The organism is Pseudoflavonifractor sp. 60, from assembly GCF_009911645.1.
Classification (GTDB): Bacteria; Bacillota; Clostridia; order Oscillospirales; family Oscillospiraceae; genus Lawsonibacter.
Window position 1 is genome coordinate 1 of sequence record NZ_QWKI01000031.1, and the last position, 14,910, is coordinate 14,910.

Consider the following 14,910-nt stretch of genomic DNA (forward strand, 5'->3'; position numbering starts at 1 on the left):
GATACGACTCTCGCCCTTTTTCTTCCATGTATCCTATCTTACCACCGTTTTATCCGCTTGTGAATACAGTTTCTAAATTCGTAAGTGATCTGCGTCAGCATACGGCTTAAATTCGTTTTCACCGGTTCCAGAACCAGTTTTTTTGTGCTGAATCTGGTGATCTCAAAAAATTCGTTGATCAATTCTTCCAGACGTTCCGCTTTTGCCCGTGCGATCCCGGTATACTTTGAAATCAATTCCGCTGAAATATCAGGCTCGTCCTCCAGCAGCTTCAAATATCCGAGAACGCTTGTCAGCGGGGTTTTCAAATCGTGCGCCAGATAGACAAGGAGATCATTTTTTCGCTGCTCCGCTTCACGGGCGGCTTTTTGACTTTCTAAAGTCTTTACCCGCACAGTATTCAGGTCATCCTCAATATCTTTCAAATCGGCCGGTAAAGATACCGGTGCATCTGTCGGCGCCGCAAGCAGCTGTGCGGCGTCTGCCACATCATCCAGATATTTCAGGGGGAGAAGCTGAAAACGATAGGCGATATAATAACAGCCCGATGCTGACAGGATAAAAAAGGATGCAACCATCATGATCCGCAGCAAGGGCTTCCACGGGATAAAGATGTCCGAATCATAGAAACTGGCAGAGGTGACAACAATCAGCAACAGCCAGAACAGCATAATCAGACCGAGTTCAAAGCCAACCAGGATGCCTAAAAGTTTGGCGGCGTTTCTTCGAGCGGTCTTTTTATGTTCCCCGCGGCTGGCAGACATCGTTTGTTTATTCAATCGTATAACCCACTCCCCAAATCGTCTTAATATATTTTGGCTTACGCGGCAGTTCATTCATCGTTTCTCTGATCCGGGCAATATGAGCCATGACGGTGTTGTTGCTGCTCTCAAAAAACTTTTCACCCCAGAGCGTTTCAAAAAGCTCCTCCGCAGATACCACGCGCCCATGATTTTTGCATAGATACCAAAGAATATTAAACTCAAAAGGCGTAAGTGGAAGCACTTCACCGTTTAGGGTGCATTTATGGCTGGGCGGGCAGATATAAAGCCCTTTTGCGTCATACTCTGTCACTTCTGTAGCTTGTACTGCTGAATTTGTGTTGTATTGCTTATAGCGCCGAAGCTGTGTTTTCACCCGTGCAACGACCTCTAAAGGATTGAACGGTTTGGCGATATAGTCATCAGCGCCTAAAGTAAGTCCCTGAATTTTATCCATATCTCCCGTTTTAGCGGTCAGCATGATAATGGGAAATAAGTGCTTCTGCCGTATCTTCTGGCAGAGAGTAAAACCATCTATTTCCGGCATCATCACATCCAGTATAGCCAGACTGACCGGCTCTTTTTCCATGCAGGCCAACGCATCCGGAGGATTATAAAATTTGCGGACAGTATAGTTTTCGTTTCTCAAATACACTTCCAAGAGATCGGCAATCTCTCGTTCATCATCCGCGATTAAGACAGTTTCTGCTGCCATCGCCCTGGTCACCTCACATTGCTTGTATTTTTGCTCTGACACATTGCAATCTAAATCTGCCAGCGAGAAGAGATATTTTCGATTGATGGGACTCATTTCGCCGTCTGTATCTGCTCTTGAGGCGCTATAAAATGTTGTCCCATCCTTGGCGTTTTTATCTGCAATCTCCCGAAAACCATCCTCAGTGAGAACCATACCATATATGTCTGCTTTGAGCAGGCTGCCCATATCCCGCAGTACCCCGGTCACACGGTAGTCCTTTGACCTTCCATCCTGCAAGGTGACTGTAACTGTATCTCCAGCAGAGATGCCTAACTGGTCCAGCGCCGTTTGATTGAGCAGAGCTTCATCCGACTGTGCAGGGTATGTCCCGCTTTGCAGCTCCATCTCTGTCAAAACCGAGAAAGCGGTCTCATTTGCTCCAGCGAAGCCGACCATTTTGGAGCCTATTTCCCCTGTACTGCCTTGATAAGTCCAGCCACAGGCCGCCACATCAAGCCGTGCGCCTATCATTTCGGCGGTTTCCTCGCTGATACCGGTCACACTGGCGTGGTACTCTCCATTTGTTTTAATGAAATAGCTTTTTTGCGTACGGAGTGCCATATCCGCCATACGGAAAACACGGTCGGCGGCGCCCGCCTGATTTTCGTTGTGCGTGATCATCAGGATCGTCTGCTGATACTTTGCCGGCATGGATTGCAGGAGCGCAATCACTTCCTGGCTGTTTTTGCTGTCCAGGTTGCCGGTCGGTTCGTCGGCCATAATCAGGGCCGGCCGAGTGGCCAGGGCGTGCCCAATCGCCACACGCTGCTGCTGTCCGCCGGATAGCTGGCTGGGCAAATGATTCCGGCGCTCCGTCAGTCCGAGCACATACAGCAGTTCATCCACAAATTTCTGATCCGGAGTTTTGTAATCCAGAAGAAGCGGGAAGGTGAGATTCTGTTCCGCGTTCAGCTCAGGGATCAGGTTGAAGGATTGGAAGATAAAACCGGTGTGCTGCCGCCGAAATACGGTCAGCTTCTTCTCAGACATGGAAAAGACATCTTTCCCATCAATCCAGACCTTACCCGATGTAGGATTGTCCAAGGCTCCCACAATGTTCAGCAGTGTGCTTTTGCCGGAGCCGGATTCACCAACGATGGCAATAAACTCTCCCCTGCGGACGGAGAACGAAACCTGATTTAAGGCGCGAACCTCCGCTTCACCCGATCCATAAATTTTGCACAGATTTTGTACTTCAAGAATATTCATGGCAAGTACCTCTTTACCATCCCATCATATCCCCTCCAGCTTACTTATAAATGAATTCTATCTTACTCATTTGTAAGCTTAAAAAAGCTGAGTGTGAATGTGGTTCCGGTATTCAGTCTGCTCGCCACAGAAATCGTTCCTCCATGAAGCTCCACGAGGGTTTTTGCAAGAGGCAGGCCCAATCCAATGCCATGACTGTCCTGTGAAAACCGGCTTCGATAGAAACGCTTAAAAATATGGTATAAATCCTCTGGACAAATTCCTTTCCCGTCATCCTCAATCACAAGCGAAAGCAAATTGCCATTTTTCCAAACAAGCCGTTCTATAAGATATACCCTGATCCCGTTTGCATCCAAAAGCATTGATTTTGAAAATCCAGCCGAGCGGCGGAGGAGCGCGTTGATTCTCGAAAGCAGTTCGTTGAGCTTAAATGGTTTTGTGATATAGTCGTCTCCACCCATATCCAGACCTTTTACAACGCTGATCTCCTGGTCGGATGCCGTCAAAATTTACAAATATCAAATCCGCTTCCATCCGGCAGGGTAACATCCAACAAGAGCAGATGATAGAGATTGCTTTTGAATAATGTCAACGCCTGTTGCACGGTCCGGGCGTTATCCACAGAATAGCCGCTGTTTTCCAAAGTATATTGCAGGCCGTCAATCAGGCTCAAATCATCCTCAACATAGAGAATCTTTTCCATCATCTATTTCCTTTCAGATGTAGGCTCAGAATCGAAGGGCGCTATATTCAGCAGCACGCTCAGATGATACTGCCTTCCATTTTTCTCCGTCAGCATTGCCCCGTGGTACTTTTCTGCCACTGCCTTGATGTTGGAAAGACCGGTTCCCGCCGGGGGCATGGGTTCATCAGAGCAGGTATTCTCAAAGGTCAGCATATAGAAATCCCCTTGCTGTTTCCCGCTGATGCGGATCGCCTTAGCTCCATCGTTGGCACGGCAGGCGGCGATGGCGTTGTCCAGCGCATTGGCAAAGAGTACGCACAGGTCAAAGTCGTCAATCCCGCAGGGCTTGGGCAGGACCAGGGACACCTCCGCCGTAATCTCCTTCGCCAGCCCCAGCTTCTCTCCCAGCAGGATGTCCACCACCGGGTTGCCGGTCTGGTAGGGGAAGGACAGAGACTCCGAGACGGTCTCCAGCTTTTTCAGATACTCCCGGCCTTCCTCCAGGTCTCCGCTGCGGAGCAAGCCGTCCAAGAGGGATAAGTGGTTTTTGATGTCATGGCGGAAGGATTTCGTCTGCTCGTAGCGGGCCTGCGCTTCTGCAATATAGATTTTCTGCGTCTGGGCCGCCTGGGTCAGAGATTGCAGCTCCGCCCGGACCCGAAAGCCCTGACAAAGCTGACGGTAGGCGTACAGGGTACACAGCAGCGCCGCCAGTCCCATCACTTGCAGGAGCAGCAGCGTACTGTGCTTTCCCACTTCCTCCAGAGAGACGACGGGGGCAAAAAAGCTGTAGGCGGTCTCGAGAATATACAATTCCGACGCAAAGAAAAACAGTCCGGGAAACAGCAAAAGTCCGATATAGGGTGTCTCCTCCGTCCAGGACAGGAGCTTCAGCACGGCATAATAGCAGCCAGCGCACAGCACAAAGAACAGGAGCTGTGCCACCAAAAACAGCGGATAAAACAGCGGACTGCCGATAAAGCGGGGAAAGAGCGCCGCCTCCATCGAGCTGATGATCCCGAAGGAGAACTGTGAAACGTAGTAGGACAGCACGGCGGCCAGCCAGGACACGGACCGCTGATTTCTCATCCCATAGCGGCTGAGTCCGTAGAGCGCCAGCACGCCTGCGCCAACGGGGAGTGTCCCGTCAAGGGCGAGTCTGTTCGAGATAAGCTGAATCATACCCAAGATGAGAAAATAAGCGGCAAAGCACCATTTTTTCAGTTTCTTCCTGGTGAGGCGGCTGATAAAGACCATGTGCATCACCCCATGTCCCACAAAGAGACAGAGACTGTCCAGAAACAACACGAAATAGTCCATGTCAGCTTCCCCTCTCTTTCATATAGCGCAAAAGGGCCTGGGTCAGCTCCCGCTCCCGCAGCCGGGAGGCGGGGATGCGTTCCCCCTGGGACAGCAAAACCTGTCCGTCCTGGCACCCGCGTACATAGTCCAGATTGACCAGATAGCTCCGGTGGCACTTGAAAAAGCGTCCATCCACCCGCCGCTCCAGGTCCTCCAGCTTGTCGTAGTAGCCGCTCACGGTCCCATCATTTTTATGAAGATAGATTTTCCGGCCCAGTACCTCGCAGTACACAATGTCCGAGAGCAGAACGACCTCGCAGCCGGTCCCCCGCTGGATCACGATGTCCTCAGCGGTTCTCTTTTCCAAAGAGCGGAGAACTCGATCCATTGTCCGGCAAAAGCGGGCGCTGTCCAGGGGTTTGAGCAGATAGTCAAATGCCTCCACCTGGAAGGAGTCGAATACACACTCCTTCAGAACTGTTACAAAGATCAGCAAGCTGTGAACGCCCCGCTGGCGCAGCAGCCTGGCCGTCTCCATTCCGTTCGGCTGTTCCATCTGGATGTCCAGGAAAATCACATCAAAGCTGCCGCTACTTTCCAACAGGGCGCAGCCATTGGAAAAGCTGCTGACAGAGTAGGCGGTCATTGATTTTTCTTTCATATAGTCCGCAAGATGGCCGGCAAGCTCCTGGGCCATCATCGGCTCGTCATCGCAGATCGCAAATGTTATCATGTTCACCACCACGTTTCCTTATCAATCTATCAGATTAGCAAAAGCGGGACAGGGCTACAACCCCCGATGTAATGGAATGTCGCAGGTATGTCATGAAATGTTTTCGCCTCTCTTAAAAAAGCCAGCGAGGCAGCCGCAGCCGCTCCGCTGGCCTGAAGATTACATAGACAGAAATGCCGGTCAGGTAATATCCCTTTTTTGATACACCTTTACCGCAACACGATAGGAGACAAAAAACCAAACGGCGGAAATCGCAAGCACAATGTGAAACGCCAAAAGGATGTTTTCTTTTACGGGAATAAACAAATTGGTGAGAAGCACGATCCCTACAATGATTCCCGTGGATGCCATGAAGGACATCATAAACACGATTTGGGATTTTTCCGGGTCGAACAGATAGGCGCAGGGTAAGCTGATGCCGCCGGCCAGCAGCGTGGCGCTTATACCAATCGCCCCATACAGGCACAGGGAATGGAGGGTAATATCAGCGCCGAAGAATCCGAGCGCGAGGCAGGGGAGCAGAGCGGTAATCAGCCCCAGAACGGCGAGCAGAATGTAAAACACAAATTTTTCCCCGATGATCTGCCTTCTCGACACCGGCATCGTAATCACGTTTTTATTCCACTTCGAGGCGGCGTCGCTGGTGATGCTGATAAAAACTGCGGTGGTGGAGGCGACCGGCGCCAGAACCAGCAGGGCGCTTGTTTCAAGAAGAAACGACAGCCCAAAGCCCAGAACAACCAGGCTGACTACGGTGACCAGGATATTACTCCTGGCAATATAGAGGTCTTTCAACAGAACGCCCTTCATTATTTTTCCCCCTTTACATAGAGCAGCATAATCTCGTCAATGGTGGCCGGAACGACCATGGCCTTGGGATATTTCTTCTGCATCTTCTCCCGGTCGGATACCAGAACCTGCCATTCATAGTCCATTTTTCGGTACACGATAATATCGGTTTTATCCAGCACGTCAAACTGTGCCGCTCCGCATTTGATGATGCCGTACTGCTCCACCAGTTCGTCCTTGGGCTTGGAAAAAACCACTTTTCCCTCATGGATAAACACGATATAGTCCGCAATCTTCTCCAGGTCGCTGGTGATGTGGGAGGATACCAGAATGGAGTGGTCTTCCTCCTGCACGAAATCCAGCAGCATATCCAGAATGTCGTCCCGGATCACCGGGTCCAGCCCGCTGGTGGCTTCGTCCAGAATCAACAGCTTAGAGTGGTGGGAAAGGGCGACTGAAATCGCCAGTTTCATCTTCATCCCCTTGGAAAACTGCTTGATTCGCTTCTCAGGAGGCAGAGAAAACTGCTTCAAAAGGCGGAAGTAGGCCGTTTCATCCCAGGAGCGGTAGATGTTCTTCATAACCCCGTTGAGCTTCTTCGGGGAAAGGATCTCAGGGTAGTTGCTGCCGTCAAAGACCACGCCGATCTCTTCCTTGGTATCGCCGTCCAGCCCGTCTCTGCCCAAAACAGAGACTTGGCCGGCCTCCTTTTGGATCAGGCCCAGCGCCGCGTTGATCGTCGTACTTTTTCCGGCGCCGTTTTCCCCAATCAGCCCTACAATGGAGCCGCTGGGGACAGAAAAAGAAACCTGATCCAAAACAAAATCCTGATACGTTTTGGTCAATCCTGAAACAGTTAAAGCATTTGTCATGGTCAATCCTCCTCATACAGAAGCGTCAGCAGGTTCAGCATTTTGTCAAGAGGTATCCCGCTTGTGCGGGCAATCTCAATCGCCTCGCTGAAATGCTCCTCGATTTTCTTTTGCTGCTCCTCCAGATAAAAGTCCTGATTCTGTGCGGAAACAAAGCAGCCCTTTCCCGCCGTCGTCTCAATAAACCCGTCCGCTTGCAAAAGGTCGTATGCCTTTTGCACAGTCAAAACACTGATCTGCAAGGATTTCGCAAGGGAGCGAATGGAGGGGAGCGGTTCTCCCGCTTTCAGTTCCCCGCTCATAATTTGTGCCTTGACCTGAGTTGAGATCTGTTCATATAGGGGACGGCTCGTTTTATTGCTGACAACAATCTCCAAATTACCACCGCCTATCTGTCTTTTACTGTATTGCATCAACAAGTACAGTATAAAACGGACTGCAACGGTTGTCAAGAGGGATTTTCAAAAAACGGAGGGACATAAGGCTGGCTTGCCTCATGCCCCTCTCCGTATCATGCACCTCGAAAAGACAGCTTGATTTCCAGTATGTTTCCCGTGATCTGCGCGGACACCTGCCCGCCCATCCGCTCCATCAACTCCCGCACGATGGACAAGCCCAGACCGGCCCCGCCCTCTGCCCGTGCGGGATTGCTCTGATAGAAGCGGTCAAACAGATGCTCAGGGTTGGGCCTGGAGCCGGGAGGCAGCGGGTTGGAAAAGCAAATCGCCCCATCCCGGCCAGAAATGGTCAAACCGCCGCCGCTGTGGCGCAGAGCGTTGACGATCAGGTTCCGGTACACCCGGTCCAGGGCCGACCTGCTGGCCCAGACTGTCATATCTTCCCGGTCAAACCGCAGCTCCGGCGTCACACCCGCCGCCTCAAACTGTGGATAAAACTCCGCCAGCGCGTCCCACAGGGGCGGCAGGGCCGCGATTACTCCGCAGTCCAGCGGCAGGGAGCCGCTTCGCAGCCGGGTATACAGGAACAGTTCTTCCAAAAGCTCCTCCAATTCCTCCAGCCGCTTGCGTATGATGCCCTGGTACTCCGCCTGACGCTCTGGTTCCCCCTCCAGCAGCTGCAAATAGCCCATGGCCCCGGCCAGAGGGGTGCGGATGTCGTGGGAGATGCAGGCCATGGTGTACTTCAGCTCCTGTTCCCGCCTCGATGTCTCCAAACGAAGCCGCCGCCCCTCCTCCAGACGCTGATTGACCGCCTGGCACAGCCGCCGTGGCGCTGTACCGGACATCCTCACCGTCAAGCGCAGATTGCTCTCCGGTGGGGTCTCCTCCAGCACCTGGGCCATCTCCAGCAGCTGGGTGCGGTAAGCCCACAGGCGCAGCAGCGCAATCCCCAGGGCGGCAAGGGCCAGGATCAGGGCAGGCAGCATGAAAATTCCTCCTTAAATATCCCGCTTTTCCATAGACAACAGGCTTCCGATTCCGTAGACAGCCGCCCATGCAATGGTACAGGCCAGAATCATCCAACTCTGGGTAATGCCATTCTGAGGTGCATAGACGCCCTTTACCACAGAGGAGAGGAAAAACTGCTCCAGGGGAGGCCAACGCAGCAGCTTTCCCAGCGTACCGACCAGAACAGCGGTCAGCCCTCCTCCGGCCACCAGCGACAGGATGATGCCCAGCGTGGTGTTTCTGGTCAGCAGAACCAGCGCCAAAGCCATAAGCGCAAAGGCCCAGTGAGGCAGCCACATCCAGAATAGATACTGCAAAATATCAGGGATGGCGCTGGGAATAGGGCGCATCCCGTACAGATAGGGTGCCAGCAAAATCAGTACCACTCCCAACAGGGTGATGATTCCGCTGTAAATTCCTGCGGCCAATGCTTTAGACAGGACGTAGTTGGCCCGGCGGGGCTGGGCACAGCAGATATTTTTGACAAAGCCGCTGGAAAAGTCGCCGTTGGCAAAGAGCGTGACCCCGATGCCAACGATAATCAATAGAAAGCCGCCGCCCAGAGTCTCATGGGCCAGATCAAGCTGGGTCATGTTGCGGATTTCTTCCGACATCCTCCGGTCGATTTCATCAATTTCCGCACCGTGGGCGCCCATGTCATCCAGCGTCTCTGGGTCGGAGACAACGGCAGTCATCAGGGATACCATCAAAATCAGCGCCGCGGTCACCAGCAGGATAATCTTAAAACTACGGCTTTTGAACAGCCGCCGTAAGTCCATACGCAGCATATTAAACATGATCCGCACCTCCCATGCGCTCCAGGAAATAGCTCTCCAAATCCTGTCTATGCAGGCCCATCTCCTCCACCGCGATACCTGCCTGGGTGAGGATCTGCCCAACAGCTTTCGTGTCTACAGCCTCGTAAATTCGGATCTCACCCTCTGGCCGCATCTCCCAGCGCTTCAGATGGAGCTCCCGCTCCAGCAGAGCCGCCGCCTTCTGGGGCTGGTCTGCCTGTAGATGCAGATAGTCGGTGCATTTCTGCGCAAGCTCCCCGGCGGTGATCTGTTCCACCATGCGGCCTTGCTGGATAATGCCATAACGGGTGGCGATTTTACTCAGCTCCCCCAGAATGTGGGAGCTGATCAGCAGGGTCAGCCCCCGCTCCCGGTTCAGACGCAGGAGGAGCTCCCGCATCTCCCGGATGCCCTCCGGGTCCAGGCCGTTGATGGGCTCGTCCAGCAGGAGCAGGTCCGGCCCGCCCAGCAGAGCCAGACCGACCCCCAGCCGCTGCTTCATGCCCATGGAGTAGTGCTTGACCGGCTTTTTCTCCTTCGGGGACAGGCCCACCGTCTCCAGAATCTCGTCCACCTGCCGCACCGGGCTGTCCAATCCCAGCAGAGTGGCATACAGCCGCAGATTTTCCCGCCCGCTCAGGTCGGGGTAAAGTCCCGGCTGTTCAATGAGTGCCCCCACCCGGCGGCGGGCCACCGAATCCTGGATGGGCTTGCCGAAGATCAATGCCTCCCCCTGTGTGGGCTGGGCCAGGCCGCACAGGAGCTTCAGCGTGGTAGACTTGCCCGCACCGTTGCGGCCAATGAAGCCATAGATGTCTCCCTGCTCCACCCGCAGGTCCAGGCGGTCTACCGCCCAGTTGTCCTTATAGCGTTTGGATAGGCCCATCGTCTGTATAACTGCCATACAAAAGCCTCCTTTTTTGTTTGCAGGCTCAGTCTAGCAGACGAGTGCCCAAACATCGCAAAGGAAAGGTAAAAAAAGTACAAAGTTTACCTTCTGTCACGCTTCAGCCAGTTTAAAACCAATGCCCCACACAGTCTGGATGTAGCCGTCTGTGCCGCTGGGCCGCAGCTTGGCACGGATGTTGCTGATATGGACGGTGATGGTTTTGTCCTCCACCGCGTATGTCTCCTGCCAGACCGCCTCGTAAATCTGCTGTTTGGTGAATACCCGCTTGGGCCGGCCCGCCAGCAGCTCCACGATCTTAAACTCGTGAGCGGTAAGATTGACCGGCTGGCCGGCGGCGGTGAGGGTCATCTCCTCCGGGTTCAGTACCCAGTCACGGTAACGCAGAAGGGCCCCTCCGGGGGCGGCGCTGGCGTGGCGGAGCTGGACCAAAATTCGGGCCCACAGCTCCTCCAGCTGGTAGGGCTTGGTCAGGTAGTCATCCGCCCCCAGGCCCAGCAGCTCCACCTTGTCGGACAGCTCCGTTTTGGCCGACAGGACGATCACCGGTGCCCGGCTGGACCAGCGTATCTCTCGGATCAGTTCACTGCCGGATAGTCCCGGGAGCATCAGGTCCACCAGCAGGAGATCAACGCCGCCCGCCTGCCAGAGCAGCCGCCCCTCCGTGCCGGAAAACGCCTGACTGCACAGGCAGCCTTTCCGCCTCAGATATTCGGCGGTGGAGTTGTTGATGTCGGTATCGTCTTCAATTATCAGGATGTGGGGCATGGGACGGCCTCCTCAGTCAGTTTTTAAAATTATACCGCAGACGGAGAGAGAAGGAAATGCCTTTGCCCCAAAATATTTTGCTCAATACCCGTACCGCTTCCGGTATTTCAGCAGCAGCGCCGCCGCCATAACCGTCCCCAGCAGCTCGGCCACGGGTGTCGCCAGCCACACGCCGGTGACGCCCCTCAGCAGAACAGGCATAATTTGAATGCTGGCGACCGTGAACAGGAACGACCGGGAGAAAGCCAGCACGGCGGACACCACGCCGTTGGACAGGGCGGTGAACATCCCGCTGGCGAACACGTTGATTCCAACAAACAGCAGCGCTAGGGAGCAAAGACGGTTTCCCGTCACCGCCAGCGTGTAGACGGGACTGTCCGGCCGGGTGAAGATGCCCACCAGAGGGACGGTGGCCAGGGTGGAGATCACCGTGCACAGGACGGAGACCCCGATGATGAACCGGACGCTGAAGCCCACCAGCTTTTTCAGCTTTTCGTGGTTTTGCTCCCCGTGGTAGTAGGAGATCATAGGGGCCACGCCGTAGGAGTAGCCGATAAACAGGGCGCTGACAAACATAAGTACATACATGATGATGGTGATGGCCGCTACGCCGTCCTCACCCACGTATTTCAGCATCGCCATGTTGAACAGCAGGGTGGTAATGCCCGACACCAGCGAGGTCGCCAGCTCCGACATACCGTTGGTGGAGGCGTGGAACAGCACCCCGCCCCGGAACACCGGTCTTTCAAAGTGGAGCAGATTGTCTTTCTTCCGAAACACCAGGAAGCCCACAACGGCGGTGATGGAGTAGCCAAGGCCGGTGGCGATGGCCGCGCCTTGGATACCCATGTCAAACAGGGCGATCAGCGCGTAGTCCAGGATGATGTTGGTCACGCCTCCCGCCACGGTGCAGATTAGGGACAGGGTGGATTTGTCGGCGGCAATCAGGTAGAGGGAGAAGTTATACATCAGCAAAATGGGGATGGTAAACAGCAGATAGTTGCTCAGGTAGGTATGGCAGTAGCCGAACACAGCAGGGGAGAGGCCCATGGCCCCCAGCAGGGTGTCCATCAGGGTGTAGCCCAGCGCCATCATCACCGCGCCAACGATGGCGTTGGTGAGGATCAGCAGGGTGAAATCCTGCCGGGCCTCCTGTTCTTTGTGTTCCCCCATCTTCTTCATGACCACGGCGCTGCCGCCGGTGGCCAGCATCCCGGACACCGCCGTAATCAGGGCGATGGCCGGGGCGGTGAGGTTGATGGCGGACAGGGCCTCCATGCCGATCAGGTTGGAGACAAACAGCCCATCCACCATGGTGTAGAAGGTGTTGAACACCGTCATCACAATGGTGGGGAAGGCGAAGCGCAGGATGTTCCTGCCCGTGACGGGCAGGTGGTAAGAGTCCAGTTTCTCCATGATGTTTTAATTCCTCCAGTCGATATCCTGGCAGTCCTCCAGGTCGAAATACTGTATCTCGTTTCCCTGTGCCGGAAGACGGACGGCGGAGATGCGTCGGTTCCAGGCGGGAGCGAAGTAGTAGACGCCGCTCTCAGCGCACATAACGCTGGTGCAGAGGGTCTGCTCATACACATCATAATCCGGATCGGCCTTAGCCAGCCCCTCTGGGATGTCTACCGGGGCAAAAGCCCGGAACATCCGGGAGACCCCTTCCAGTTCATCCTTTCCCCGGACGGCAAACTCTTTCATAAAGGCCAGCCGGACAAAGCGGGAGGGTGAGGAGTAGTCCCCCGGCAGGCCGGAGCCTCCACCCAGCCGCTCGCCAAACTCCCGGACCTCGTGACCGGCGATGGTCTGGGGAGCCTTGGGCAGATTGGTGACCCCCACGAAGTTGCGCAGATTCGTTCTATGCCACAGATAGTCCGGGCTGTTGGTCAGCACGCCGATGGCATTCCGGTGAATGGACAGGCCAGTTTCGTCCGGCTCGATGATGACAGCCTCGCCCTTTTGGTCGCTGAGGAGATAGTGGGCGGGCAGGGGCTTGCCCTGGATAGGCTCGTCCACCAGAGTGAGGCGGGACAGCTCCTCCACCGCCTCCTCCACCCCGGCGCACCGGCCCAGCAGCCACGCCAGCAGACGGCCCGGGTGGACTGCTGTGGTCCCCTCCTCCGGCCCCTCCCGGTAGGCCGCGTATCCCGGGTAGTGGAGCAGTGCCCCCATCAGGCCGGCGGAGTTCACCCCGTCCACCAGGATGGGCTCCCCAAAGCCCAGCACCGCCATGCCGGTGCAGCCATACGCGCTGGGGACGGCCTCCTCCCCGTGAAGTGCCGGGGAGCAGGGATACCCCTGGGGAACGCTGATGACCCGGTTGGCGGCTAAGTTCCCAAATTGATCGTAGGTCCGGCCTAAAAGGTGAAGGCCGTCTTTTGTCTCCCAGGAAAAGCTGCTGCATCCAAAGTCCATATGAAAAACCTCCTGTTTTCTCTTATTGTTGTCCGGCGGGCTTGCAAATATTTCTGACAAGGGGTATCATAAACTGTGTGGCCGCCACGCAGTCAAGAGGTATTTTTCATTTTGGGAGGGAATTTTTATGGAACGTCAAAAAGGTTGGCTGACCTCCGGGGCCTTCGCTGCTCTGTGTGGTACGACGAAAGAGACGCTACGGCACTACAAGGACATTGATCTCCTCTCCCCGGCCCACCAGGGGGACAACGGCTATTTTTACTACGATGTGGAACAATTCTACGATTTTTACGCCATCTCCATCTTCCGCCAGACGGGGACGCCCCTGGAGGAGATCCGGCGTTGCCTCCAGAGGCAGAATGCTGCCCAGACGCTGGATCTGCTGCGGGAGCAGCGGGGCCGTCTGGAGGCGGAACGGCGGAAGCTGGAACGCATGGACTTTGTGCTGTCCAGTGCCCTGCACAATCTGGAGTTTGGGCCAGTCCCCAACATGGCGACCCAGACCGCCTGGTTTGAAGCGGAACATCTTCTGGCCCTTCCAGCGGAGGAGTTGGAGGGCCTGATGACCCCGGCGGCCAGCGAGGACGAAATGCTGATCGAGGTATTGGAACGGTGCCAATCGCTGTGCGAACAGTACGGGATACAGACAGACTTTCAACTAGGCGCTATCCACCCGTTAGAGGGGCGGGCCGGGCTGGGAGCCATCAGCCACCTCTACACCAGAATCAAAGAAAAGGCGGACTTCCCCTATTACATGGAGAAGCCCGCCGGGCACTATTTATATCTCTGCTGCCGGGGCAGCTGGGATATTTCCGAGGGGTATACCGCTCTTAAAAGCTATATTCAGGAACAGGGATTGGAGGTTGCAGGAAATTTCTACGCCTGTGACCTGGCCGGGTTCATCCTCAATTCGGTGGAGAAAAATGCGGCATCGATGATCTCGGTGCAGTTGTCAGCAAGCTCTTAACAGTATAAATCATTTCTGCGTCCATCAGAATTGTGGCAAAGCCAGTGTGGAGTTACTACGGGAGATCAATCGAGTGATAGGATTGATCACGATGATCTCCCGACCCATCTTCTGTGCATAACGCAAAGTTGCCGCTGCTCCGCCTCGCCGTTCTCCGTTGTAAACAGCCAGCAGAGCAGAAGCATGCTCTACTAAAAAGCGGTTGCGCTCCAACATACAGTTTTTGTGGTAGACCCTACTGACATAAACAAGAGAATCCGCTTGATCCAGAATAGAGAGATAGAGAGCCTGCGATGAAACTGCCCACTTATCCGCCTGCTCTTTGCAAGGAAGAATACAATGGAGCTTGATCATAGGATTCTGTTCTCTCATCCACTTTCCCCTTGGTCTGACCTCGGTAGGGCCGGCACAGAATGGGCTTAAACCCGTAGAACCCCGCGAAATCCTCGAACTGCCGGTTCAATGTGGAGTCCTCCTGCTTCAGAAGCCGCTTGATGACTACCTGCTTCATATTGTCATATAGAATCTCCTCC

The 14,910-nt window shown here is 54.6% G+C and carries 15 protein-coding genes and 4 pseudogenes; 1 reads left to right on the forward strand and 18 read right to left on the reverse strand.

Annotated elements, in window-relative coordinates; translation table 11 throughout:
* Positions 1–74: 74 nt before the first annotated feature.
* The 16 genes and pseudogenes from D1646_RS23870 to D1646_RS03525 all read right to left on the reverse strand — a co-directional run.
* Positions 75–404 (reverse strand): annotated as a pseudogene (locus D1646_RS23870) (histidine kinase dimerization/phospho-acceptor domain-containing protein); the annotation flags it as partial.
* 367 nt (positions 405–771) lie between these two features.
* Entirely contained in the window at positions 772–1,476 is a 705-nt protein-coding gene (gene vanR / locus D1646_RS03460) for a VanR-ABDEGLN family response regulator transcription factor (protein ID WP_160635121.1), read from the reverse strand.
* Positions 1,477–2,079: 603 nt separating this feature from the next.
* Positions 2,080–2,727, reverse strand: a pseudogene (locus D1646_RS03465) (ABC transporter ATP-binding protein); the annotation flags it as partial.
* Between the two features lie 62 nt (positions 2,728–2,789).
* Positions 2,790–3,026, reverse strand: a pseudogene (locus D1646_RS22975) (sensor histidine kinase); the annotation flags it as partial.
* A gap of 203 nt (positions 3,027–3,229) precedes the next feature.
* The gene (locus tag D1646_RS23875) at positions 3,230–3,433 is read right to left on the reverse strand and encodes a response regulator (protein WP_201754538.1); all 204 of its coding nucleotides are present in this window, start codon (positions 3,431–3,433) and stop codon (positions 3,230–3,232) included.
* A complete protein-coding gene (locus D1646_RS03475) occupies positions 3,434–4,732 on the reverse strand; it encodes a sensor histidine kinase (RefSeq protein ID WP_160635108.1) in 1,299 nt (432 codons plus the stop codon).
* A gap of 1 nt (position 4,733) precedes the next feature.
* Positions 4,734–5,447 (reverse strand): LytTR family DNA-binding domain-containing protein, encoded by a 714-nt coding sequence (locus D1646_RS03480; protein WP_160635109.1) that lies wholly within the window; start codon positions 5,445–5,447, stop codon positions 4,734–4,736.
* Positions 5,448–5,627: 180 nt separating this feature from the next.
* Positions 5,628–6,257, reverse strand: coding sequence for an ABC-2 transporter permease (locus D1646_RS03485; protein ID WP_160635110.1), 630 nt, complete (start codon positions 6,255–6,257; stop codon positions 5,628–5,630).
* The gene (locus D1646_RS03490; protein WP_160635111.1) at positions 6,257–7,108 is read right to left on the reverse strand and encodes an ABC transporter ATP-binding protein; all 852 of its coding nucleotides are present in this window, start codon (positions 7,106–7,108) and stop codon (positions 6,257–6,259) included. The genes D1646_RS03485 and D1646_RS03490 overlap by 1 nt, the downstream gene beginning before the upstream one ends.
* Before the next feature lie 2 nt (positions 7,109–7,110).
* Positions 7,111–7,485, reverse strand: a complete 375-nt coding sequence (locus tag D1646_RS03495; RefSeq protein ID WP_160635122.1) for a GntR family transcriptional regulator — start codon at positions 7,483–7,485, stop codon at positions 7,111–7,113.
* Positions 7,486–7,619: 134 nt separating this feature from the next.
* Positions 7,620–8,495: a HAMP domain-containing sensor histidine kinase gene (locus tag D1646_RS03500; protein ID WP_160635112.1), complete on the reverse strand. Its 876-nt coding sequence runs from the start codon at positions 8,493–8,495 to the stop codon at positions 7,620–7,622.
* Positions 8,496–8,507: 12 nt separating this feature from the next.
* Complete coding sequence (locus D1646_RS03505; RefSeq protein ID WP_160635113.1) at positions 8,508–9,314, reverse strand: hypothetical protein; 807 nt, start codon at positions 9,312–9,314, stop codon at positions 8,508–8,510.
* Positions 9,307–10,218 (reverse strand): ATP-binding cassette domain-containing protein, encoded by a 912-nt coding sequence (locus D1646_RS03510; RefSeq protein ID WP_160635114.1) that lies wholly within the window; start codon positions 10,216–10,218, stop codon positions 9,307–9,309. The genes D1646_RS03505 and D1646_RS03510 overlap by 8 nt, the downstream gene beginning before the upstream one ends.
* A gap of 96 nt (positions 10,219–10,314) precedes the next feature.
* Positions 10,315–10,989 carry a response regulator transcription factor gene (locus D1646_RS03515; RefSeq protein ID WP_160635115.1) on the reverse strand — a complete coding sequence of 225 codons (675 nt, stop codon included), beginning with the start codon at positions 10,987–10,989 and terminating at the stop codon, positions 10,315–10,317.
* An 81-nt stretch (positions 10,990–11,070) separates the two neighbouring features.
* Entirely contained in the window at positions 11,071–12,405 is a 1,335-nt protein-coding gene (locus D1646_RS03520; protein ID WP_160635116.1) for an MATE family efflux transporter, read from the reverse strand.
* 6 nt (positions 12,406–12,411) lie between these two features.
* Positions 12,412–13,410, reverse strand: a complete 999-nt coding sequence (locus tag D1646_RS03525; protein ID WP_160635117.1) for a choloylglycine hydrolase family protein — start codon at positions 13,408–13,410, stop codon at positions 12,412–12,414.
* A 127-nt stretch (positions 13,411–13,537) separates the two neighbouring features.
* Between D1646_RS03525 and D1646_RS03530 the strand changes: the two genes are divergently transcribed.
* A complete protein-coding gene (locus tag D1646_RS03530) occupies positions 13,538–14,377 on the forward strand; it encodes a MerR family transcriptional regulator (RefSeq protein WP_160635118.1) in 840 nt (279 codons plus the stop codon).
* Between the two features lie 24 nt (positions 14,378–14,401).
* Here the strand turns inward: D1646_RS03530 and D1646_RS03535 are convergent, their stop codons facing one another.
* Entirely contained in the window at positions 14,402–14,749 is a 348-nt protein-coding gene (locus D1646_RS03535; RefSeq protein ID WP_160635119.1) for an SLOG family protein, read from the reverse strand.
* Between the two features lies 1 nt (position 14,750).
* A pseudogene (locus D1646_RS03540) lies at positions 14,751–14,910 on the reverse strand (IS21 family transposase); the annotation flags it as partial.